This window comes from Chitinophaga sp. YIM B06452, assembly GCF_039655965.1.
Taxonomy (GTDB): Bacteria; Bacteroidota; Bacteroidia; order Chitinophagales; family Chitinophagaceae; genus Chitinophaga.
Genome location: NZ_JAWLKY010000002.1, coordinates 853,842 through 876,824 on the forward strand (window position 1 = coordinate 853,842; position 22,983 = coordinate 876,824).

Annotated in this window: 17 protein-coding genes; 7 read left to right on the forward strand and 10 right to left on the reverse strand. The window is 54.5% G+C overall.

Going from position 1 to position 22,983, the window contains the following annotated elements; all coding sequences use genetic code 11:
- Window positions 1-52 precede the first annotated feature (52 nt).
- The 6 genes from R3I13_RS13200 to R3I13_RS13225 all read left to right on the forward strand — a co-directional run bounded on the left by R3I13_RS13200 (window position 53) and on the right by R3I13_RS13225 (window position 11,342).
- Window positions 53-3,553: a SusC/RagA family TonB-linked outer membrane protein gene (locus R3I13_RS13200; RefSeq protein ID WP_346318429.1), complete on the forward strand. Its 3,501-nt coding sequence runs from the start codon at window positions 53-55 to the stop codon at window positions 3,551-3,553.
- A 17-nt stretch (window positions 3,554-3,570) separates the two neighbouring features.
- Window positions 3,571-5,046 (forward strand): RagB/SusD family nutrient uptake outer membrane protein, encoded by a 1,476-nt coding sequence (locus R3I13_RS13205; RefSeq protein ID WP_346318430.1) that lies wholly within the window; start codon window positions 3,571-3,573, stop codon window positions 5,044-5,046.
- Between the two features lie 120 nt (window positions 5,047-5,166).
- Entirely contained in the window at window positions 5,167-6,093 is a 927-nt protein-coding gene (locus R3I13_RS13210) for an ABC transporter ATP-binding protein (protein ID WP_346318431.1), read from the forward strand.
- A 47-nt stretch (window positions 6,094-6,140) separates the two neighbouring features.
- Window positions 6,141-8,699: a Gldg family protein gene (locus R3I13_RS13215; RefSeq protein ID WP_346318432.1), complete on the forward strand. Its 2,559-nt coding sequence runs from the start codon at window positions 6,141-6,143 to the stop codon at window positions 8,697-8,699.
- Between the two features lie 5 nt (window positions 8,700-8,704).
- Window positions 8,705-10,060, forward strand: coding sequence for a DNA mismatch repair protein (locus R3I13_RS13220; RefSeq protein ID WP_346318433.1), 1,356 nt, complete (start codon window positions 8,705-8,707; stop codon window positions 10,058-10,060).
- Window positions 10,041-11,342: a DNA mismatch repair protein gene (locus R3I13_RS13225; RefSeq protein WP_346318434.1), complete on the forward strand. Its 1,302-nt coding sequence runs from the start codon at window positions 10,041-10,043 to the stop codon at window positions 11,340-11,342. The genes R3I13_RS13220 and R3I13_RS13225 overlap by 20 nt, the downstream gene beginning before the upstream one ends.
- Before the next feature lie 63 nt (window positions 11,343-11,405).
- Here the strand turns inward: R3I13_RS13225 and R3I13_RS13230 are convergent, their stop codons facing one another.
- Entirely contained in the window at window positions 11,406-12,257 is an 852-nt protein-coding gene (locus R3I13_RS13230) for an NAD(P)-dependent oxidoreductase (protein WP_346318435.1), read from the reverse strand.
- Between the two features lie 23 nt (window positions 12,258-12,280).
- Here R3I13_RS13230 and R3I13_RS13235 point away from each other — a divergent pair, with 23 nt between their 5' ends.
- Window positions 12,281-12,964 carry a hypothetical protein gene (locus tag R3I13_RS13235; protein ID WP_346318436.1) on the forward strand — a complete coding sequence of 228 codons (684 nt, stop codon included), beginning with the start codon at window positions 12,281-12,283 and terminating at the stop codon, window positions 12,962-12,964.
- A 26-nt stretch (window positions 12,965-12,990) separates the two neighbouring features.
- On the opposite strand, the gene R3I13_RS13240 is transcribed toward R3I13_RS13235, so the two are convergent.
- From R3I13_RS13240 to R3I13_RS13280, 9 genes are all read right to left on the reverse strand, one after another.
- The gene (locus tag R3I13_RS13240; RefSeq protein WP_346318437.1) at window positions 12,991-13,884 is read right to left on the reverse strand and encodes a DUF4350 domain-containing protein; all 894 of its coding nucleotides are present in this window, start codon (window positions 13,882-13,884) and stop codon (window positions 12,991-12,993) included.
- A gap of 33 nt (window positions 13,885-13,917) precedes the next feature.
- Window positions 13,918-14,364 carry a hypothetical protein gene (locus tag R3I13_RS13245; protein ID WP_346318438.1) on the reverse strand — a complete coding sequence of 149 codons (447 nt, stop codon included), beginning with the start codon at window positions 14,362-14,364 and terminating at the stop codon, window positions 13,918-13,920.
- Between the two features lie 6 nt (window positions 14,365-14,370).
- Window positions 14,371-14,724, reverse strand: coding sequence for a cupin domain-containing protein (locus R3I13_RS13250; RefSeq protein ID WP_346318439.1), 354 nt, complete (start codon window positions 14,722-14,724; stop codon window positions 14,371-14,373).
- Window positions 14,725-14,776: 52 nt separating this feature from the next.
- A complete protein-coding gene (locus tag R3I13_RS13255; protein WP_346318440.1) occupies window positions 14,777-15,211 on the reverse strand; it encodes a secondary thiamine-phosphate synthase enzyme YjbQ in 435 nt (144 codons plus the stop codon).
- Window positions 15,212-15,282: 71 nt separating this feature from the next.
- Window positions 15,283-17,163 (reverse strand): OmpA family protein, encoded by a 1,881-nt coding sequence (locus R3I13_RS13260; RefSeq protein WP_346318441.1) that lies wholly within the window; start codon window positions 17,161-17,163, stop codon window positions 15,283-15,285.
- A 359-nt stretch (window positions 17,164-17,522) separates the two neighbouring features.
- Window positions 17,523-18,935: an alkaline phosphatase gene (locus R3I13_RS13265; protein ID WP_346318442.1), complete on the reverse strand. Its 1,413-nt coding sequence runs from the start codon at window positions 18,933-18,935 to the stop codon at window positions 17,523-17,525.
- An 80-nt stretch (window positions 18,936-19,015) separates the two neighbouring features.
- Window positions 19,016-19,756 (reverse strand): GNAT family N-acetyltransferase, encoded by a 741-nt coding sequence (locus R3I13_RS13270; protein WP_346318443.1) that lies wholly within the window; start codon window positions 19,754-19,756, stop codon window positions 19,016-19,018.
- Complete coding sequence (locus R3I13_RS13275) at window positions 19,753-21,420, reverse strand: FAD-binding dehydrogenase (protein ID WP_346318444.1); 1,668 nt, start codon at window positions 21,418-21,420, stop codon at window positions 19,753-19,755. Before R3I13_RS13275 ends, R3I13_RS13270 begins: the two co-directional genes overlap by 4 nt.
- 118 nt (window positions 21,421-21,538) lie before the next feature.
- Window positions 21,539-22,876 (reverse strand): hypothetical protein, encoded by a 1,338-nt coding sequence (locus R3I13_RS13280; protein ID WP_346318445.1) that lies wholly within the window; start codon window positions 22,874-22,876, stop codon window positions 21,539-21,541.
- Between the last annotated feature and the right edge of the window lie 107 nt (window positions 22,877-22,983).

A 22,983-nucleotide genomic window follows, 5' to 3' on the forward strand; every position in this document is an offset into this window, starting at 1 on the left:
GAGCCATGGACCGATTTTCCGCCGCGCTGCCTGCAAAAAAATCTTTTTAGTCATGAGGATCACATTCATGCTTATCCTGGCAGCCATCCTTCAGAGCAGCGCCAAATCTTCGGCGCAAACGGTTACCTATACCGGCAAACCTGCTTCCCTCGAACAAATGTTCAAAGTGATCAGGCAGCAAACGGATTACCGCGTGTTTTACCGCGCGGAAGACCTTGACAGCACTGCCAGGGTGAATGTACAATTCAGCAACGTACCGCTGCAGACCGCGCTGGAAATGATGCTGACCGGGCAGCAGCTGGATTTCGTGATACAGGGGCGCACTATTTTCATCAGTAAAAAAGAAGCGCCTGCTTATGCAGTTGTGCGTGGCGCCGTGGTAGACGAAAAGCAGCAGCCGATTCCAGGTGTAACAGTGTTTGCCCGCAAAAGCATGATCGCCACCGTAACGGACGAAAGGGGCATTTTTGAGCTGAGCCATGTGGTGGAAGGCGATTCCCTCCGGTTCACCAGCATCAATTATGAGAACATCACTATACCGGCCAATCCCAGGGCCTTTGTGCGGGTAATCCTGAAACAACGCATCACCAACCTCACCAGCATCATAGTATACAATACTGGTTACCAGAGCCTGGACAAGGAAAGGGCTACCGGCTCATTCGGCAAGGCTGATATGAATATTTTCAGCAAACGCACCGGCACCATGGATGTAATTGCGCGGCTGGAAGGACAGATACCCGGCATGCAGATATTCGTAGGCGCTAACAGCAACGACGTGAACCGTAACGGCAGCGGCGTGTCCGTGCGCAGGAGTACTATCAGGGGCAAGGCTACCGTGATCTATGCCAAAGAAGCTCCTTTATACGTGCTCAACGGCGTGCCCGTGGAAGATCTCAGTGCCGTGAACCCTGACGACATCGAAGACATTACCGTATTAAAAGACGCAGCCGCCGCAGCCATTTGGGGCGCAAGATCCGCCAACGGCGTGATAGTGATCACCACCAAATCAGGCGAAAAGAACCAGCGCGTGGCCGTGAACTACAACGGCTTCGTGAATTACTCCGAAAAACCCGACTTCGGTTATGCGCCGATGATGACCAGCCGCCAATACATAGATGCGGCGAAAGAAATATTCAATCCTGTTGCCTACCCTTACAGGTCGCAGTATTTTCTCGCCCCGCATGACCAGATCTTATACGATCAGTCGCTGGGCCGCATTTCTGCTGCGGAGGCCAACCGCAGGCTGGACAGCCTGGCTTCCGTCAGCAACCTGGACCAGATCAGGGACATCTGGTACCGCCATGCGATGACCACCAATCATACTGTGTCCGTTAGCGGCGGCGGTAATGCTTATTCCTTCTATGCTTCGCTCGGCTATACCGGCACGCAGGGCGGTGCTCCGGGAGAACAGAGCAATTCATACAAGCTCAACCTCACGCAGAATGTCAATGCCGGCAAACGTGTGCAGGTTTCATTGAATACTTCTTTGATCAACACCATCAGTAAAAATAAAAATACAGCCTCGGTAACGTACAATTACCTTCCATACCAGCTGTTCCGGGATGCAAACGGCAACAGCCTGAACATTAACTACATGAACGGCTACCTGGATTCCGTCAGCCGGGATTATGCGACCCGCAGCGGTATCAGCATGGACTTTGACCCAATAAAGGAAATAGATTACGGCCGCTCCGAAACCAACCTGCTTGCCATGAACATCACGGCCAGCGTTTCCGTAAAGCTGTTCAAAGGATTGATGTTCGCCGGCACTTATGGTTACCAGAAAGCGCCTGGCACCAGCACTTCGTACACAGACAACAAAGCATTGCAGGAACGCAGGCAGCAGCTCAGCCTCACCGTTGTGAACAATGGTATACCGGAATACCTTTACCCGCGCACCGGCGGTACGCTCATGACCAACAACAGCGACCAGCGTAACTGGACCGTCCGCAACCAGTTGGTGTACAACGCCCGGCTCCGCAAAAACCAGGATGAGCTGATGCTGCAGGCCGGCCAGGAAGTGCAGGAGGGCACGACTTTCAGAAGAAGCGTTACGATTCCCGGCTATGACGAAGCACTGGGCTCTTATGCCCTCCTGGACTACGAGCGGCTAAGAGCAGGCGTTTTCCCCACCGTTACGGGCTATGGCTTCCTCGGCATCACTCCCTTCCAGACCAGCACCCAGGTCACCCGTTTCATTTCCTATTTCGGGTTGGGCAGCTACAGCATCATGAACGGCCGGTATAACCTGGATCTCAGCGTACGGCAGGATTACAGTAACATGTTCGCCAGCGAGATATCTTCCCAGAACAAACCTGCGTGGAGCATGGGTGCAAGGTGGAGGCTGAGCCAGGAGAAATTCCTCAGCCGCGTTAAATGGCTGAACGACCTTGGCATCAGGACCACTTACGGCATTACCGGCAACTCGCCGTATGGAGTAACCGCTTCGCAATACGACGTGCTGCGGAGTTTCACCAACACGGATTCTTACCTGCACCCGCTCGTTGCCGGCGATTCCTATAAAGTCTCCAGCGTAGCCAATAAAACGCTGACCTGGGAAAGAACAGACAATATCAATTTAGGCATAGACTACGCAGTGCTCAACCGCAAGCTCAGCGGTTCGATAGATATCTATCACCGTAAAACCACCAACCTGATAGGCAGAACCGACCTGAACCCTTTTTCAGGATACAACGCCCTCACCGGCAACGTCGGCGAATTGCAGAACAAAGGAATAGAGTTCAGCATTCGTACGGAGAATATCCGCACCAAAGATTTCATCTGGACCAGCTCCTTTGTTTTCGGGCATAACAAGAACGAGCTGATTTCCTATAGCAAGCCCAGCGCATTCACCAATACCGCAAGCGCAAGAATGAGCGGGCTGACTTACCTGGTGGGCTTCCCGAACAATCCCTTGTTCGCCTACCAGTTCGCCGGCCTGGACAATATGGGCGACCCTCTCATCTACCTGGCGGATAAAAGCACTTCCAAAGTCAACAACATCGCCCAGATCGAGGACATCAAATACATGGGTACGCTCACGCCAAGGTTCACCGGGGGCTTCAGTAATACATTGAACTACAAAGGGCTCACCCTTTCCCTGAATATGATCTATAACCTGGGACACGTGATGCGCAGGCCCGTGAATGATCTCTATACAGGACAGCTGACTGGTTCCAGCAGCTTCAGCGACGGCAACATCCCTCCCTTCTTCCTGGACCGCTGGAAGAAGCCCGGAGACGAAGCCTTTACCAATGTGCCGTCATACGTACCGGATAATTTCACCAGTTACCAGCGCAGGAACGTCAATTACTACATGCAGGGCGACATTAACGTGGTAAGCGCTTCCTACATCAAGCTGCGCGACGTAACGCTTTCTTACGACCTGCAGCAGCAGGCATTGCGGTTCCTGAAAATGCAGCGTGCCAGCGTATATGCGCAGGCTACCAACTTCCTGGTATGGGCGGCCAACGATGCAGGCGTTGACCCGGAATACGGGTACTCCGCCCCGGTGATGCACAGTTACAGCCTGGGCGTAAACCTTTCGTTTTAATTTTTAAAGAAACATCCATGAAGAAGCATATTCTCATTTCAATATTCATGTTGGGCGGCCTCATCGCCTGCAAAAAAAGCTGGCTGGAAATAGTGCCGCAGGGCAGCCTGGTGGCCACTACCACGCAGGATTACAACAAGCTGATGAACGATCCGGATTTCTACATTTACTACAACACCGGAGGATGGGGCGAGGCACAGCTGATGGGAGATGAAGTGGCGGCTGAAACGCCTTACTTCGTAAACAAGAGCCCGATCCGCGACGCGCTTTTCCAGTGGAAGGACAGCGTTTATCCACTGCCCGGCGAAACGCCTTTCGCATTAAACGTAAACCTGCGTCTGATGTACGAGCTGAACAAGATCGTTGATGAAGTGATGAGCTCCGAGGGCGGCTCCGAAGCGCAGAAAAAAGGCATCCGTGCTGAAGCGATGGCTACGCGCGCGTTCACCATCTTTAATCTGGCCAATTTCTATTGCAAGCCATATTCCGCCTCCACTGCGGGTTCCGACCTTGGATTTCCCTACTCGGATGTACCCGATGTCAATAAAAAAGATTTCAAACGCGGTACTTTGCAGGGCACTTACGATTTTATTACCAAAAACCTACAGGATGCACTGACGGATATACCGGCTAAACAGCCGATCGTAACCCGTATGTCCAGGCCTGCCGTGGAAGGCTTATTGGGTAAGGTATACGTGTTCATGGGCAGATATAGTGAGGCATTGCCGCTGCTGAAAGATGCGCTGGCGCATGTTGCGGAAAACGGGCAGACCTCATTGTACGACTACAATCAAACCCTCGCCTCCGGCGGCGCTTTTATGCCCATCGACCCGGTTGCCGGTCCCAACGGCCCCAACCTGAACCTGCTCGATCTGCGTGAATCCATTGTCTCCAAAATTTATGGCAGCGGTTTCTACAGCGGCAACCAGACCGGTTCAGACGGACTGGTGCTCACCCCGCAGGCACAAGCGCTGTTTGGCCCCAACGATATGCGTTTGCTATTTTACACCAATAAAAACCCTGACGGCACGCTCAATTCTGCCGGCAGGCTCCGCAAATACGGCATGCCTTTTCAAACCTTCCAGTTTTCCAGATTTGGCCTGGAGATCTCCGAACTGTACCTGCTGCTGGCAGAATGCAAAGCCAGAACAGGCGACCTGGGCGGGGCAGTGACCGACGCGCAGATGCTGCGCAGGCACAGGATGCCGGTTGCCGATGCTGCGGTGCCAGCTGCTATTGCAGGCAACCAGGCAGCACTGGTAAAGTTTATTATCGAGGAGCGCATCCGCGAATTTGCGATGGATGGTTACCGCTGGTTCGACATGCGGCGGCTTTCCACAGACCCGCTGTTTGCCGGTACAGTGTATGTGCATACCATGTACAATGCAGACGGCAGCACTTCCGTATTCACGCTTCCGCAGCCCAACCGCTGGGTACTGAAGTTCCCGCGGTTCTTTACAGACGCCAACCCGGACATGCCGGACAACCCATAAACCACCGTCAACCCTGGTCCATAGCCCATGGCCGGCTGCTGCGCACCATATGCGCGGCGGCCGGCAGGGCAGGGCCTTGCCGGATCATTCAACATTCAAACTCATAACACACATACCATTATGACCAGTATCGTAAAACTTGAGCACCTCTCCCACCGGTACTCCAGCGCCTGGGCTATCCGCGACATCAACATGGAAATAGCACAGTCAGGGATCGTAGGGCTGCTGGGATCGAACGGGGCGGGCAAGTCCACCACCATGAACATCCTCTGCGGCGCGCTGAACCAGACCGAAGGGAACGTGTACATCAACGGCATCAGCATGCGCGAGCAGCCGGAGCAGGCCAAGAAAGAGATCGGCTTTTTGCCGCAAAACCCGCCGCTGTATATGGACCTGACCGTAGACGAATACCTCAGCTACTGCGCAGGCCTCCGCCTCATGCCGAAAGACGCCATGAAACCTGCTATCAAAGAAGCGAAAGAACGCTGCGGCATCGATCATTACAGCAGCCGCCTCATCCGCAACCTCTCCGGCGGCTACCGCCAGCGCGTGGGCATTGCGCAGGCCATCGTGCACCGCCCGAAACTCGTGGTGCTGGACGAGCCCACCAACGGCCTGGACCCGAACCAGATCATTGAAGTGCGCGCGCTGATCAAAGAGATCGCGCAGGACAGGGCGGTGATCTTTTCTTCCCACATCCTGTCTGAAGTGCAACTGCTCTGCAAAGAGATCAAAATGATCGAAAGCGGCAGGATCGTGTTCTCCGACACCATGGACGCCTTCAACAACTACGTGGAGCCGCACAGCGTGCTCATCCACATGGAGAACCCTCCTTCCGCGGCGGAGCTGCAAAAGCTGGAAGGCGTTACCCGGGCGGATTTCCTCACGGAGCGCCAGGTGCGCGTCTACTTCAACGGCGGGCAGGACATCACGGAAAGGATCGTGACGGCCAGTGTGCAGTACGGCTGGAGGCTGCGGGAGATCAGCCTCGACAAAAGCGCGCTGGATGAAATATTCAAGCAATTATCTTCTCAACAACATAATTAACTGCAGCCCCGCTTTGCGGGACTGCATCAGCTTCGTAAAAAATAAGTATGAAAACAATATTCAGAGTTGCGAAAACCGAGTTGCGCACATTGTTCTACTCGCCCATTGCATGGTTCCTGCTCATCGTATTCCTCGTGCAATGTGGCATTGCATACCTTGGCAGCGTTAGCGGCTGGGCCCGCATGCAGGAGATGCGCGGGGTGATGGTGATGGGAGGCTCCGTGTCTTTGACCGAACAGGTATTCCTGGGCCGTGGCGGCCTGTTCCAGGGCGTCATGCAGAATCTTTACCTCTACATTCCGCTGCTGACCATGAGCCTTATCAGCCGCGAAACCAGCAGCGGCACCATCAAGCTGCTGTATTCCTCGCCCATCAGGGTTAGGGAGATCGTATTTGGCAAGTATCTCGCTATGATGATCTACAGCCTGCTGCTGGTGGTTATCGTCAGTATTTTCGTGATCACCGGCCTGTTCCAGATCCCCCATCTTGACACCGGCATGCTGCTCACCGGCCTGCTGGGGTTTTACCTGCTGCTGTGCGCCTATTCAGCCATCGGCCTGTTCATGTCCTGCCTCACCACCTACCAGGTAGTGGCTGCCATCTGCACTTTCGTGATGATCGGCATCCTGAGCTATATCGGCACGCTGTGGCAGCGCATCGAATTCGTGCGGGAGCTGACCTACTTCCTGTCTATCCGCGGCCGCACGGAAAACATGCTGGTAGGATTGCTCACCACCAAAGACGTGATCTATTTCTTCGTGATCGTTTACATTTTCCTCGGCCTCAGCATCTTCAAACTAAAAGCCGGCATGGAATCAAAACCGGCCATGGTGAAAGCAGGACGGTATATCGCCATTGTAGCCTCCGCGCTGCTGATCGGTTATATCAGCTCCGTTCCCGCGCTGATCGGCTATTACGACGCCACCGCCAATAAAAGCAGGACGCTTACGCCCAGAGTGCAAAAGATACTGGCGGAACTGGGCGACGAGCCGCTGGAAATAACCGCTTACAACAACCTGCTGGACCGGTTCTATTTCCTGGGCGACCCCGCTTCCTACAATATGAATACCGACCGCTGGGCGCCTTACCTGCGGTTCAGGTCAGACATTAAGCTGAAAACGGTGAACTATTACGACAGCTCGAAAGGCAACGACTTTATCTGGAAAGCCTATCCCGGCAAAAACCTGAAAGAAATGGCGCAGCAATACGCCAAGAACCAGGAGATAGACCTGAAAGGTTTCAAGTCGCCCGAAGAAATGCGGAAGATCATAGACCTGCGGCCCGAGCAGAACCGTTACGTGATGCAGCTGAAATGGAAAGGAAGGACCACATTCCTCCGCGTGTTCGACGACCAGACGATGTGGCCCGGTGAAACAGAAGTAGCCGCTGCGCTGAAACGCCTTCAGCAGGCAAAGCTGCCGAAGATCGCTTTCCTCACCGGCGACCTGGAAAGGAATATCGACAAGCTGAGCGACCGCGATTATAAAATACTCACCAACTTCCCTACTTTCCGCAACTCGCTGGTGAACCAGGGTTTTGACGTCATGAGCATTTCGCTGGATACGGCAGACGTTCCGGCCGGCATTTCCTCGCTGGTGATAGCAGACCCGAGGATACCCATTACTCCGGCTGCCATGGCGCGTTTGCAGCAATACATCCAAAACGGCGGCAACTTGCTGATAGCCGGCGAACCCAGCAGGCAGGCCATGGTGAACCCCTTATTGCAGCAGCTGGGCGTGCAGCTCACCGAAGGCATGATCGTACAGGAAAGCACAGAAATGGCGCCGGACCAGGTAATGCCGGACCTCACAGCGACAGCGGCCGGTTTTTCCAAACCATTGGCCAAAAGAGCGGAAGACAGCGTGAAGGTATTTATGCCCGGCGTAGCCGGTCTTGCCTTTACCGGCAACAGTGCCTACACTATCAAGCCATTGCTGGTGTCTGACGCAAAGCTCAGCTGGAACAGGCTGAAGCCCCTGGACCTTGAAATGGTGACCAACGCCGTTGCCGCCGAAAACACAATAAGCCAGGCCTCTTTCGCTGTGAAGAAAACCAGCGGGACGCAGAAGAATGGAGCGCCGGCGAGCACTTCATTCACCGCGAAAAAAAGCAAAGCTCCTGCAAAAGAAGAAAAAGAGAAAACGGCTCCGGCAACACCTGAAGTAGTTCCCCTGGTAGCAGAGGAAGTATCTTTGGAAGAAGGCCCCTACAACGGCCCTGGTGGAAATAAAAGGACCGCCATGGCAACAGTCAGCTTTTCACCTGCTGACGGCGACGTGAGAGGCCCCATCCCCACCGTGGTGAGCCTTACCCGGCAGGTAAACGGCAGGGAACAGCGCATCGTGGTGGCCGGCGATGCAGACTTCATCAGCAACACAGGCCTCCGCCGCCCCGGCACCGCCAACTTCATATTCACCACCGCATTGTTCAGCTGGCTGAGCTACGGGGAGTTCCCCATCGATGCTTCCCGCCCGGATCCGAAAGATACGCGCGTGAGTCCCTCGCAGGATGATATGGGTCCGCTCCGCATCATGTACCTGTGGGTAGCGCCCGGCATACTGCTGGCCTTCGGCGCCATCCTGCTCATCAGGCGTAAAAGAAAATAAAGCCCATGTTATTCACCACAGATAACCAGACGCTGGAAGACCTGAACATCTTCGGCAAACACGGGGGCGACTCCGTGTACAACATCTTCAACCGCTGCGCCACGAGAGGTGGCGCAGCGGTCCTTGAAGAGATGTTCCGCTATCCCCTGTCTGACGATGCAGCCATCAACCGCCGCTGCGGCATTATCCGCTATTTTGCGGGGGCAGGCATGCCTTTCCCCTTCCAAAGCACACTGTTCGACGCCGCCGAGCTTTACCTGTCCAATACGGACGAGCGCACCAAGCTCAGCGCGCAGGAACATTCCGTCGCTAAAAAGATCAGCAGCATCATTGCGCCGGATGCCGAAACGCAGCAGGTATACAACGGTGTAAATGCGCTCGCGGAATTGCTGAAAGGCGCTAAAACATTCGTTTCCGCATTGCAAATACAGGATGGTCATTTTTATGCGGCAGACAAAAATTCTATCGCCGCCATTCTTTCAGAACCGGCCTTTGCCGCCATCATTGAAAGCAAAGGAAAGCTGCAACACGCGGCCATCGCAGAGTTCGACATCGTGCTGCGGTTCCGTCACCGCGAGGAGGTGCATACGCTGCTTCGGCATATCTATTTCCTGGATGTATACCTGTCTATCGCCCGGGTGGCGGTGGAACGGGGGTTTGCATTCCCCGAGGCCCTGCCCCGCGGGCAGCATGTAGTGCGGTTGCAGGGCGTGTACCACCCGCAGGTGAAGAACGCAGTGCCGAATAACATTTCCATCACGCCGGAAGGCAACGTGATATTTCTCACCGGCGCCAACATGGCGGGGAAATCCACTTTCATGAAATCCCTCAGCATCGCCATGTTCCTTGCGCACATGGGCTTCCCGGTGGCGGCGGAGAAGATGGAGTTTTCCGTGCTGGACGGCATTTACACTACCATCAATCTGCCAGACAACCTGGGCATGGGCGCCAGCCACTTCTATGCGGAAGTGCTGCGCGTAAAGAAGATGGCGAAGGAGCTGAGCCAGGGAAAGGACCTGTTCATAGTTTTCGATGAATTGTTCCGCGGCACGAACGTGAAAGATGCGTACGAAGCTACGATCGCCATCACGAAAGGATTTGCAGGGAAAAGGAGCAGCCTTTTCGTGATCTCCACGCACATCATTGAAGCAGGCGAAGTGCTGAAGCAGGCCTGTCCGAACGTCCGGTTCATATACCTGCCCACGCGCATGAACGGCAATCATCCCGTTTATACGTATACGTTAGAGAACGGCATTACGGACGACCGCCACGGCATGATCATCATCAACAACGAAGGCATTCTCGGCATCCTTGAGGCCGGCATAAAAAAATGGAATCAGCATGAGCTTTATTGCAGATAAACAAACGCTGGACGACCTGGGGCTGCTGGGCAGGTTCAGGCAGCATTCGGTGTACAGTCTTTTCAACAGGGTGCATACCGCCGGCGGCGGGCGCCTGCTGGATGAAATGTTCCACCAGCCCCTCACAGACCCGGCGGCCATCAACCGGCGCAGCATTATTTTCCGGTACTTCCAGGCGCAGCAACCCACCTTCCCCTTCCGCCATGCAACCTTCCGTTTCGTAGAAAACTACCTGGGCACCGGCGGCGCCGGCAACATAGCCATTGCCACAGCCGGCATGCTGCGTAAAAAGATGATGGGCGCATTGCTGAAAGATGATCAGTTCAACCAGTTGCAAGCCGGGCTCACTGCCACCATTGAAGCGCTGCTTTCACTGAAAGACCTCCTGCGCCCGCTGGACATTGCGCTGGTGCAGCCCGCCGCGGACATCCTGGCGGATAAAAGGCTCAGCTGGCTGGAAGAAGAACGGGGCCTGAAGCAATTGCCCGTCATGAAGGCCGCAAGATACGATCACCTGCTGCGCAACACCCTGCGCAGGGAAATGGAAACATTGCTGGACATTATTTACCAGTTGGACGTGTTCATTGCTGTGAGCACCGTAGCCCGCGAAAGAGGCTTCTCCTATGCACGCGCGCTGCCTGCGGAAGAAAACTTCTTCAGCACCACGGCGCTCACGCATCCCGCGCTCGCTGATGCCGTGGCCAACCCGCTGTCGCTGGACGGAAATGCCAATGTGCTTTTCCTCACCGGCGCGAACATGGCGGGAAAATCGACGCTGATGAAATCCTTCGGCATTGCCGTATACCTGGCTCACATGGGATTCCCCGTAGCTGCGCAACATATGCGCTTCTCCGTGCGCGACGGCATTTATTCCTCCATCAACGTACCGGATAACCTGAATATGGGCTACAGCCATTTTTACGCGGAAGTGCTCAGGGTCAAAAAAGTGGCGGAAGATGTGAGCAGCGGGAAGAATATGATCGTCATTTTCGACGAGCTGTTTAAAGGTACGAACGTGAAAGACGCCTACGATGCAACGCTGGCCGTTACAGCAGCATTTTCAAAATACAGGAACTGCTTTTTCATCATTTCCACGCACATCATTGAAGCAGGCGATGCGCTGAAGCAGCAGTGTGACAATATCCGCTTCGCCTACCTCCCGACGGTCATGGAAGGCAATATCCCGCGTTATCCCTATACGCTTGCGGAGGGCATTACCAGCGACAGGCAGGGCATGATCATTATCGAGAATGAGAGGATCACAGAACTGCTGGCAACATAACCGCCGGTAATTTCCACGTATATGAAACAAGGCTGCTCTTGCGGGCAGCCCTTATTTTTTTTATTACACCGCATCCTTCGCGATCACCGTCCAGTCGCTGGTACCGAAGCCTTTTTCGATCCATTTGTCCATAGTGGCGGCGATAGCGGGCAGCACGGTAAGTGAGCCGTTGTGTTCGTTCACGGTGTTGATGAATATCTGCGTGTCTTTCCGGGCCATGTTCAGCTCCCAGGAGGCTTTGCTATAGTCGCCGCTGCTTAAGCGCTGCAGGCGGGCAGGCAGCATTTGCGCGGGGTTCCAGATGTCGAAGAGGGAACCAACGTCCTCTGCCGAGATGTTCAGCGCCTTGCCGAGAGCCAATGTGTCTGACAAACCCGCTACGAACGCCACCAGGAAGCTGTTGCCGATCAGTTTCATTCCGGCGGCCTTGCCTTCTTCCGGCCCCAGGTTGATCACCTTGCCGGTCATTTTATCCAGCAGGGATTGTACTTTTTCTACCAGGGCCTGGTCGCCGGAAACGAGCATATAGCCGCTACCTTCGCGGGCGTTGGCCGGGCCCATGAATACCGGTGCGTGCAGGTAAGCGAAGCCTTTGTCTTTCCACGCTTCCGTGCGCTGCTTCGCGCCTTCCACCGTTGTGGTAGTATGGTCTATGATGACCGCGCCGGGTTTCAGGCCAGGCGCGGCAGCGGCCAGTACTTCATTCACGGCGGCATCATCCTTTACCGTGAGGTGCACGTAATCCGCGCCCTTCACAGCATCCGCCGCTGATGCAAATACCTCCGCGCCGGAAGCTTCCAGCGCTTTCGCCCTTTCGGGGTTGCGGTTCCATACCCTTACTTTCTCTCCTTTATCCAGCATGGCCTTTACGAAATTCGCGCCTAACAGGCCCATGCCTAAAAATGCTCTTGCCATTTTTTTTTTTAAAGTTAAGGATTATGAAGTTTATGGAATATTCCCTGCTTTACATCTTTATTACAACCAAAACCTACCACATGAAAACACCCGGTAAACTTTTACGTACAGCCGCCACCGGTATGCTGCTGCTGGCCGCCTCCTTTTCTTTCGCGCAGCAACAGCCCGGCCTCGCCCGCTTCGAAGGCGTGTTTCAGAAATCAGACAACAAAGAAGCATACCTGCAATTCACCGTCAAAAACGGCATACTCACCGGCAAACAGCTATGGAACGGGCAGGAATATGAGCTGGTGAGGAAATCGGATACTGATTTCGTATCCAAAGACGAAGAATATCCCGTAACGTTCATAAAAGATGGAACCGGCGAAGTGATCAAAACGAAGATCATGAACCGCTCCGAATGGATCAGGGTAAAGGATTACAAACCCCGGCAGCCGGCCACGCTAACGGCCGCGCAGCTAAAACCGCTTGAAGGCAGGTACAGGTTCAGGCAGGATAACAACCTGTACTTATCTATTTTGGTGCGGGATAGTGCTATCGTATTAAAACAGTCCTGGGACGGGAAAGAAGTGCAGCTGGTGCCGGAAAGCGAGCTTGTTTTCTTTAGCCCAACCCAGTTTTTCCCGGCAGCATTCACAAAAGACGCCGGCGGGAAGATCACCGCAATCACCTGTTTTCACAAGGATGTGTGGGACAAAGTGGAATGATACAGGGAGGGAGAAAATCCCTCCTTTTACTTTTCGCTCAGCCAGTGCATAATATTCAGCAGCAGCTGCATGTTCTGCCCTGCATCGGGGTGGTTCATCCCGCGTTTATGGTTGTAAATACCTTCCAGTTGTGCCGTAAAAGCGGCGCCATCGCCGAAGATCACTACCTTTCCCTTTCCATACCTGCGGTAGGCGGCATTTACAAAACCAAGACCGGATACCCGGGGCGTTGTATCCGTGATCTCCTCCGCCTTCGACGGTAGTAAGATCTCGTACCCGCTGCCCAGCGAAGAAATGATCTCCGCTTCCGCAGGCGCTATGAAACCCGTTCCGCCCCAGATCATGAAGCTGTCTACACGCCCGGCCTCATTCCTGCCATTGGTGATGCTGTTGCTGTGAAGGTTATTCCGGCTGCGTGAGAACATTTCTTTGCCCCGGTCTTTCTTCTGCGCGAAGCCGTTGATAAGATTGAACCCGAATGACTGGGCAACGTCGTTCACCGAAGCGGCGCAAGGCATATGATCGGTGATGAGGAACAGGCTGCCGCCCTGCTGCACCCATTCGTGCAAAGCTTTCACCTCCCCGGCGGCAAAGGCGGAGCGGGCCGGTAAATTCCAGTCTGCAGGGTCATACAGGGCATTTGCGGATACAAAGACCTGCGCATGCTGAAGGTAAGGAAGACCAAGTTCCCCGGTGCTTTTTTCCAGGCGGTACCCGTCCTGCCGGAGCACTTCGCCGAATGCGGCATACCTGCCTTTTAAAGTATGCGGGTTATAATGCCCTTCGTCGAAGAGGACGAGCGGGCCGCTGCCTTGTTTGTATTGGGGAGTGAAAGCGGGTGCATGAAAGGAGGTATCTTTTACCTGCTGCGCTTTCAGCAGCACCGGGCAACATAAGGCCAGGAGGAAGTTGAGTTTCATGCATGCAAGATGCAGGCTTCTTCATTTTCCATATCACAGCCGCACCATCGCCAGCGCCCGCTGCACGATCTCCAGGTCGCTGGCGCTGGTGAAGCCGCCGAAGCCCGCGGCGATCATCGTGCCGTCGGGCAGGTACAGCGGCTGGCCGCCTTCCCAGCCTACCAGGTCGGGCCGGCGGATGCCGAATTGCCCTTCGTCGATCTCTTTATTAAAAACGCGCCTTTCATATTCCCCGGTGGGCAGCCCGGTGATCCAGGCCTGGCTGGCCTTCGTCCAGGCTACGCGGTAACGCTCGCGGGCCATGATCCTGTCTGTGCCGAACATTTTACCGTACACGCGGCCTTCCGGGTCCAGGATGCAAACGGCCACGCCGCCCCTTTCTTTCTCACGGTCTTCTTTCCGCTGCATGTATTCAGGGATCAGCGCTTCCACGTTATCGATCACAGCGTTGATGAATGCGGCTATTTCAGGGTATTGCATATACGTTTATTTTTTTGCCAGGAAATCTTCGCGGTGTGGAGTGAATACGTCTATCAGCACGCCCGGTTCAAGGCAAACGCAGCCGTGCAGCACATTTGAAGGCACAAAGTACCCGTCGCCGGTATGCAGCACTTTCTTTTCCCCGCCGATGGTCAGCTCAAAGCTGCCGCTTTCCACGTAGCTCACCTGCGTATGCGGGTGCCGGTGCATTTCACCGACGGCCCCTTTTTCGAATTTCACTTTCACCAGCATCACGCTGCTGTCGTAGCCGAATATTTGCCGTTGTATGCCCGGCGCCGCATCTTCCCAGGGAATGGCCGCGCCGCTTTGATAGACCGGGCTTTGTATGATATTGCTCATTATTGTTTTGTTGAAATGGAAAAAATGTCCCGTTGCTAAATTAATAAATCTTTCAGGCGGGCTCCCCTTCTCCCCAGGCGGTAATAATGATCTCCCTGGGCCCGCCATGGTTGCGGTGCTCGCAGAGGTAAACACCCTGCCAGGTGCCCAGGGCCAGCCTGCCGTTACGTACGGGTATCATTACAGAGCTGCCCAGCAGCGAGGCTTTCAGGTGGGCAGGCATATCGTCGGGGCCTTCGTCGTCGTGAAGATATTGCGGATCGTTCTCGGGCACGGCCTTGCTGAAATACATCTCGAAATCCTTGCGCACCGTGGGGTCTGCATTTTCGTTGATCGTGAGCGAAGCGGAAGTATGCCGGATAAACACCTGGCACATACCCGTTCTCAGCTCCCTCAGCTGCGGCAGCGCCTGCGCCACTTCGGCGGTGATCAGGTGGAATCCGCGTTTCCTTTCCTGCAGCTGTATGGATACCTGGTAGATCTTCATCCCGCAAAAATAAGAAATAGGGCCGTCTCAACAGACAGCCCCTTTCCTATGATAACCATTATTCGAAGCCATTAGTAGATGACCCTCAGCTCGGACCGCCTGTTCTGCCGCTGCTGTTGCTCACTGCAGGGAACGCCGTCCTTACAGGGGTTGACAAGGTGCTGCTCGCCCATGTTCCGGTAGTAAAGACGTTTTGGTGAAACGCCTTTTGCCGCCAGGTAATCTATCACTGCATAGCAGCGCAATGCCGAAAGGTCTGTATTGTACTGGTCGCCGCCGCGGCTGTCTGTAAACGACAGCACCATCAGTTTCCAATCCGGGTGCTGCTTCAGGGCGCCCGCCACGTAATCCAGTATCTTGCGGGACTCAGACAATAGTTCCACGCTATTGTAATTATAGAGGAATTGCAATTTTTCGATTTTGCCCACCAGTTCTTTTTCTTCAGTTGTCAGCGGTTTTTTGACAGGTGTTACGCCGGCAGTATGGCCTCCTGTTGAAGGCCCGGCAGGTTTGCCGATAATGCCCGTAGAGTCTTTGCCATCCTGCGGTTTGCCGGCAACGGGCGTTGTGCCGCCATTGTTGAGCCAGCTGGTGATAGCGGGGTCCAGGAAGTGGTACACATCGTCGGAACCAAGGCCGCCGTTGCGGTTGGAAGAAAAATATCCTTCGTAGCCATTCACTTTCAGGATAAAGCCCATGTCATCTGCGCCGGAGTTGAAAGGGACCTGCAGGTTGAAAGGCGCTTCCCATTCGGCTTTGCTGCCGTTTGCCCGGAAAATGTCGTAACCGCCCATGCCGGGATGGCCTTTGCTGGAAAAGTACAGGGTACCTTCTTCATTAAAGGTGGGAAAGGTTTCGGAGGCTACGGTATTTACCCGGGGGCCGCAGTTCACTGGCTTGCCCCAGCTGCTGTCAGCCTGTTTTTCACTGTACCAGATATCTGTTTGCCCATATCCTCCCGGCCTGTCAGATACAAAGTAAAGCAAGTCGCCGGTGCTGTTCAGCACAGGATGACTGGAAGAGGACCCGTCCAGGTTCAGACTGGTCAATAATTCGGGGGAAGACCAAACATTATCTTTCTTTACGGAATAATATAGCACCAGGCGCCGCCTCCCGTTGTTCGTGCCGTGTTTCTGCGTCACCACTGGTTTTTCCTGTTCATTTACGGTCACATATACGGTATCCTCCTTCGCGCTGAAGCAGGCGGGGCCGATATGATAATCATATTTGCCCAGCACCCTGGGGAGCATCTCTTCCAGGTACATCGCGGCATTGCCGCCGGGATATTGCTGGTAGACATATGCTTTGTAAAACGGTTGAAAAGTTCTTTTGTCTGAAGCGGGATTATTCTCGGCGCCATCGTTCAGCATCATTCTCCGGTAGCCGTTGCTTACGATCAGCAGGCCCTGGCGCACTGCGCCGCTGATCCACTCTGAATTGGGCGTGTTCAGTTCCTTTAATCCTTTGAGGTTGCCCGGGTTCACTTTGCGTTCACGCCATTTCAGGGCATCGCCGCAACCCTGCAGGGCAGCGGTTTTCAACTGGATGCTGTCCGCCTGTGCCGTTTCAAAAAGATTATATTGCGCTCTCGCGGAATCGTACTGCTCCATGTTGCGCAGCACTTCGCCATAGGCGAAATAGGCGCCCTGGGGATGGTCCGGCCGCTGGATCACTGCTGCGTACCAGCCTGCGGACTGGCTGAAATTGCCTACCTCGCGGTGGCAGATGGCGAGCTTCAGCAACAGGTCTGTGGACGCGCGTTTGCCTTTGTTCTTCACCACGCGGGTGTAAAGGCTGCCGGCCAGCGCATATTCCTGCCGGGCATATGCTTCGTCTGCCAGGCGCAACTCTGCTTTTTGTTCCTGCGCTGACAACTGGCGGCTCATCAATGCCAGCAATACGATCATCGCAATGCGCCTGCCTGTTTTTATAGTAACGTAATATTGCTTCACGGTTCTCGGAAGGTTTAGGATTTTTAGAAATAGCGGGAGTGAATAAAAGCAGCCAACAAACAAAATATCGCCGGGAAGTACCTGAAATACGCAATACCGCGCAGCCGCGAAAGAATGGTAAAAGTCATCATAGGTTTAATATGGTTAGGATATGGCTGTCTTGTTTTTTAGCATAGACCGGGTAACCCGATCCGCTAAGATAACGACAGGATGAGGGTTGTTGTATAGGATGAGTACGATCGGGGTGTAGTATTACTACTACAGCGATGACCGGCATTTACATAAAAAGGGCCGGCCCATGGCCAGCCCTTCCCGGTAAGATCAACTATTTTGAAAACAATGGATGGAAATATCTTACCCTATGCTTTTTTTACGCCGGTAGCTTCCAGCATCAGGTTATGCAGTTCTGTATTTAACATGAAAGGTTTCAGCATCTGGCTGCCAGGGCCCAGCATGGTCAGTTCCACATGATCGGAGGAGTGATCCATAGACGCCCAGTGTACCGTGGTGTAGCCGCTCAGCAACTCGCCCAGCTCTTTGAACGGCAGCTTTGCTTTATTGTAAAGCCCTTCACCGTCAGGGTGCACGTAGTGGCCCAGCAGCGCATGCGCTTCTTCAGGTTTGATCGCAATGCCCAGCGCGGCTTCAACCCGTTCCCTCACCTGGGCCGCGGTGTTATCTTTTGTGATGCCTTTCAGTATCCACTCGTTGGAATGTTTGAAATGCTGGATGCTGTCGAACTTTTTATTTTCCTTGCTGCCGCCGAAAATGCCGGGGTTGGCGTTGCCATGATCGGTGGTGATGATAATGAGCGTGTTCCTGTCTTTCTCCGCAAAGTCTACCGCTACCTGTATGGCCTCATCAAATGCGGCCTGGTCGTAGATCAGGGCCCCGAGGTCGTTGGAATGCGCGCCCCAGTCCACTTTTCCGCCTTCCACCTGCAGCACGAAACCTTTTTTGTTTTTGTTGAGGCGTTCGATGGCGGTTTTAGTCATTTCCGCGAGGGTGGGAATGTTGGCCAGCAGCTCTTTATCGTTTGCATGATCGATGCTGTAAGGAATGGCGTCTTCATGGAATACGGCCATCAGCGGCTGGTTGGCGGCAGCGTTCAGCATTTCCTGCTTGCTGCGCGCCACGGCGAAGCCTGCCTGGGCGTATTTGGCGAAAAGGTCCTGTTTGTCTTTACGGGTTGCGCCGCTGAAATATTCCGTCCCGCCGCCCATCATCACATCAAAACGGAGGCCGAGATATTGTTCTGCGGTTTCCGGCTGGGAGTTCCTGCTGGAATTGTTCACACAAAAACCGGCGGGCGTGGCGTGGGTAATGGGCACGGAAGTAACGCAACCGGTTGCTTTGCCCGCGGCTTTGAATTTCTGAAGAATAGGCGTATTGAATGACCCATCCGCATTCACGTTCAGCATACCGTTTGGCACCCGCACGCCGCCGCCCCAGGCTGAGCTGCCCGCAGCGGAATCGGTCACCAGGTTATCGGCGGAAGCTGTATCCATCAGCCCGCGTTTGGCTTTTCCCTGTTCATACAGCGCCATCCAGCTGCTCGGGCGGCCTTCTTTCCGGCGCAGGAGCATGTTGGCCATAGACAGTGTGCCGATGCTCATGCCGTCGCTTACCAGGAAAATGATGTTGCGGGCGGTGGTGCCGTCCCATTTCTGTTCTTTGTTGTCTTTGCCGGAAGCGAGCAGTTCCGCCGGCGCAAATATGGAAGAGGCTAATGCCGCAAATGAAGATTGTTGTAAAAATTGTCTCCTTTTCATTACCGGGTATTATTGAAGCAGTAAAGATGCTCATGTTACCCGGAAAATGCATGCATCCTGTATTAAGGATTTATTATTTATCACATCCTGGAATAAGTGATCACTTCGCTTGCTCCTGTAAAACCAAGCCGGTCGTATATCTTCTCTCCTGCTTTGGATGCGTGCAATACGCAGACGGTCTTCCCGCTGCTGATGCATTCTTCCAGCAAACGCACCGTCATGGCCGTAGCAATACCCTTGCCGCCATGGGAAGGTATAGTACCGATCATATGCAGCCCGGCGATGCCGGCGCTGTCATAAAATATCATCCCGCAACTGCAGGGCGTGCCATTTTCCGTTCCGGTGAATAGCTTCACCTTACGCTCATCTTTCATACATCCTTCAACCATGCGCGGGTCTACAAGGTATTTGAAGGACTGCGAGGCCACTGCTGCAAATACTGCCGCGTCCTGTGCAGGCGCGATCTTGAGGCCAGAGGATTCTTGTACTTTGTTGTATCCCGGAAGCCGGATCAGCATTCCTTTCTGGCGGATCCTCGGTGCAAATCCATCGAGATGCTCTTCAAAAAGCACCGCATCGGAGCCGGTGAACGTGATATTGTTGGGAAATTTTTGTTGGATGATTTCCGCGGTGATTTCGTCTGCCAATGCTTTTTTATCCGCCACGGCAGTATTTATATTGAACACACGCCCGGGCCAGTCGGAAGCTTCAGGCTTTACCACGCGGTAATGCCCGGCATCGGTAAGGGTGCCGGTCTGCCCGCCGATGTACGTCCAGAATTCGAATAGGTTGTTGATGATGATCTGTTCTTCCTGTGTCATTGTGTTGCTTTTTGAATACCCAATATTCCCCTCGCCGCCGCTCTCCCGGAAAAAATGCAGCCTCCCAGGAAAGTGCCTTCCAGCGCGCGGTAGCCGTGCATGCCGCCGCCGCCGAAACCAGCCGCCTCTCCTGCCGCATACAATCCCCCGATCGTTTTGCCGTCGTTACCCAGCACCTGCCCGCTGAGGTTCGTTTCCAGCCCGCCCAGCGTTTTCCGGGTGATGATATGCAGCTTCACCGCGATCAGCGGGCCGGCGGCTGGGTCCAGGAATTTATGCAGCGGCGCAGTCCTGATCAGCCTGTCGCCGAGGTAATTGCGGGCGTTGCGGATGGCGGCGATCTGCAGGTCTTTGCAGAATTTATTGTCCAGCTCATTGTCGCGGGCTTTTACCTGTGCAAGTATTTTTTCATAATCCAGCAAAGGTTCCGATGTCAGTGTATTCATGCCCGTTACCAATGTTTTGAGATCGTTTGCGACGATAAAATCCTCACCATTTTCCTTGAACGCTTCGACAGGACCGGTGGCCTTTTTGCCGAACGCACGCTTCAGCACCTGGCTCCATTCTTTATTGGTAAGGTCGGGGTTTTGCTCCGAGCCTGACAATGCGAATTCTTTTTTGATGATCTTTTGCGTGAGGATGAACCAGGAATGATCGTAGCCTGTATGCATCAGGTGCTGCAGTGTGCCGAGTGTATCGAAACCGGGATACAGCGGGCCGGGCAGGCGGTTGCCTTTCGCGTCGAGCCAGAGGGAGGAAGGGCCGGGTAATATCCTGATGCCGTGGTTCTGCCAGACAGGCGCCCAGTTCCTGATGCCTTCCGTGTAATGCCACATCCTGTCGGGATTGATGATGCGGGCGCCGGAAGACTGTGCTGCGGCCAGCATGCGCCCGTCTACATAATGCGGCACACCGCTGAGCATATGCTGCGGCGGCGGGCCCAGCCGTTCCGGCCAGTTTTTCCTCACCAGGTCATGATTGGCGCCGATGCCGCCGGAAGTGATCACCACCGTGGAGGATGCAATATTAAAATCGCCGGTGATGGTATCAGGACTGCGCTCTCCCCTTTTCACTTCCGAAGGTGCAAGCACTACGCCGCGCACGCCTTTCACCATGCCGTTCTCCACGACCAGTTCCGTCACGCGGTGGCGGAACTTCAACTGCACCATGCCTTTATCCGCCGCCGCTTTCACACGCGCTGCAAAGGGCTCCATCACACCGGGACCAGTACCCCATGTAACATGGAACCGCGGCACGGAATTACCATGCCCGATGGCCCCATATCCGCCGCGTTCAGCCCAGCCCACTACAGGAAAGAACCGGAGGCCGTGCTGTTTCAGCCAGCTGTATTTTTCACCCGCTGCAAAATGTACATATGCTTCGGCCCATTTGCGGGGCCAATAATCCTCTTCCCGGTCGAAGGCCGCGGTGCCCATCCAGTCCTGCATGGCCAGCTCCAGGCTGTCTTTGATGCCCATCCGCCGCTGCAAAGGCGAATCCACGAGAAACAACCCGCCCAGCGACCAGAAGGCCTGCCCGCCGAGGCTTTGTTCCCCTTCCTGTTCCAGCAGTATCACTTTAACGCCGTTTTCCGCCAGCTCTTTGGCCGCAACAAGACCGGAAAGGCCTCCGCCGATGATGATAACGTCTGTGCCTGATTTCATCGTTAGAAGTATTGTTACTGAATATCGGATTTTTTTGGGGGAAGGGAAAGAGAATACCCGCATAAAAAAGAGCCGCTTCTTAAAAGCAGCTCTTTTCTTTTATGAATAACAACGTCCATCATTCCACCGTCGCCAGCAGCTGCGCGATGTTCGTGTAGAACGGCCGCACGCTCTGCCAGTATCCTATCCCGATCACGTCGAAATGATCGTAGCCGCTGTATATGCCGATGTGGTTCCATACGCCTTTCTCCAGGGGCTGCGTGGCGTCGTATTCTTTGAGGATGCTGCCTTCAGGGCCGCTCATGCCGTACACGTTGGCGGCGCCATCGTTGGGCCACCATTTGGCGTCTATCACTACATTGCCGGAATTGCGCGTGTAGTTGCCGAGGCCCATCAGCAAAGGCACAGGATATGCAATGGGTATCACCAGGGGGAACATATCCAGGCGGGGATATTCCCATCCTGTGATCAGCCCGCGCAGCGAGGCTTTCGTTGAAATGGAAAAATAATATACGTTCTTCGAATCAGGTTCCGCCGCGCGGCGCTCCAGCGCCGCTTCGGGTGTTACATCATGACCGGAATAATCATCCGTTTGCCAGATGCCGCTTTGCTCCACCCGCTGGGCATAGGCCAGCCAGCTTTCACCAGGCTCCTGCTCAAGCCCCCATTGTTCAAGACTGAAATCATAGATCTTGTCTACACCCGGTATAATGCCCGCCAGCGCTGCAGCCGACGTGATCAGCCGGCGCACGAACGGGATGTAGCCGTCTTCGAGGATGTATGCCAGCGTTGCGCCATTGTGCGGCGTACTGATAGTGGTAACGGATTTCACCCATCCGGTCTTATCGCCGTTGAAAATGGCTGCATGCCCGGGGTCCTGCCGTTCCTGTGCATCGCCCTGTTCCAGCAGGGTGACCAGCTTGCGCACCGTGAGGCCGCCCATGCTGTGGCCCAGCAGGTGCACGGGATGATCGGCGTCCCATTCAGGATAAATACCGGGATAATAACGGCCCTTCAATTGTGTGTGGCCCGCCTTGCTGCTGTGGAATTTTCCGTAGTCCACCTCCCCGCCTTTGATGTAATAATACAGTTCCACCGCACGGTCCCAGTTGCTGCTGAGCGGCCCTACCTTGGCGGCAAATGCGGGGTAACCACTTTCGGTGAGGAACTTTGGGATATTGTCCCAGCCGCCCCAGTAGCGGTATTGGTCCATCATATCACCCGGACTGATACCGCCGAAGCCATGCACCATGATCACGGGGATGTTGGCCGCGCGGGCGTTTGCATGCCGCCCGCCGGGCGGTAATGGAATGGCCTGGCCGATGGGTGTAACAGGTTCTTCCGCCAGGGCTTCTTTGGCGCCGGGCTGTGGCGCATCCGCGGGGGAGGTTTCTTTTTTACAGGCTGCAGCGAGTAAGAGCATAAGGCTGAGCACGGACAGATAACAATGTTTCATAAGCGAAATTGAAATTCAGGAAAATCGGGCTTCCGGCCCGGGGTTATTGGTCAATCGGTAAATATGCCCATTCAGCCTATGATTCCACGCTAATCATTTGTTAACAG

Excerpts from the sequence above, each read along its gene's own strand:
- R3I13_RS13220 (WP_346318433.1), top strand. The coding sequence starts at position 8,705 with ATGTTATTCACCACAGATAACCAGACGCTGGAAGACCTGAACATCTTC.
- R3I13_RS13255 (WP_346318440.1), bottom strand. The coding sequence starts at position 15,211 with ATGAAGATCTACCAGGTATCCATACAGCTGCAGGAAAGGAAACGCGGA.
- R3I13_RS13235 (WP_346318436.1), top strand. The coding sequence starts at position 12,281 with ATGAAGTTTATGGAATATTCCCTGCTTTACATCTTTATTACAACCAAA.
- R3I13_RS13210 (WP_346318431.1), top strand. The coding sequence starts at position 5,167 with ATGACCAGTATCGTAAAACTTGAGCACCTCTCCCACCGGTACTCCAGC.
- R3I13_RS13215 (WP_346318432.1), top strand. The coding sequence starts at position 6,141 with ATGAAAACAATATTCAGAGTTGCGAAAACCGAGTTGCGCACATTGTTC.
- R3I13_RS13250 (WP_346318439.1), bottom strand. The coding sequence starts at position 14,724 with ATGAGCAATATCATACAAAGCCCGGTCTATCAAAGCGGCGCGGCCATT.
- R3I13_RS13230 (WP_346318435.1), bottom strand. The coding sequence starts at position 12,257 with ATGGCAAGAGCATTTTTAGGCATGGGCCTGTTAGGCGCGAATTTCGTA.
- R3I13_RS13200 (WP_346318429.1), top strand. The coding sequence starts at position 53 with ATGAGGATCACATTCATGCTTATCCTGGCAGCCATCCTTCAGAGCAGC.
- R3I13_RS13240 (WP_346318437.1), bottom strand. The coding sequence starts at position 13,884 with ATGAAACTCAACTTCCTCCTGGCCTTATGTTGCCCGGTGCTGCTGAAA.
- R3I13_RS13280 (WP_346318445.1), bottom strand. The coding sequence starts at position 22,876 with ATGAAACATTGTTATCTGTCCGTGCTCAGCCTTATGCTCTTACTCGCT.
- R3I13_RS13245 (WP_346318438.1), bottom strand. The coding sequence starts at position 14,364 with ATGCAATACCCTGAAATAGCCGCATTCATCAACGCTGTGATCGATAAC.
- R3I13_RS13225 (WP_346318434.1), top strand. The coding sequence starts at position 10,041 with ATGAGCTTTATTGCAGATAAACAAACGCTGGACGACCTGGGGCTGCTG.
- R3I13_RS13270 (WP_346318443.1), bottom strand. The coding sequence starts at position 19,756 with ATGACACAGGAAGAACAGATCATCATCAACAACCTATTCGAATTCTGG.
- R3I13_RS13275 (WP_346318444.1), bottom strand. The coding sequence starts at position 21,420 with ATGAAATCAGGCACAGACGTTATCATCATCGGCGGAGGCCTTTCCGGT.
- R3I13_RS13205 (WP_346318430.1), top strand. The coding sequence starts at position 3,571 with ATGAAGAAGCATATTCTCATTTCAATATTCATGTTGGGCGGCCTCATC.
- R3I13_RS13265 (WP_346318442.1), bottom strand. The coding sequence starts at position 18,935 with ATGAAAAGGAGACAATTTTTACAACAATCTTCATTTGCGGCATTAGCC.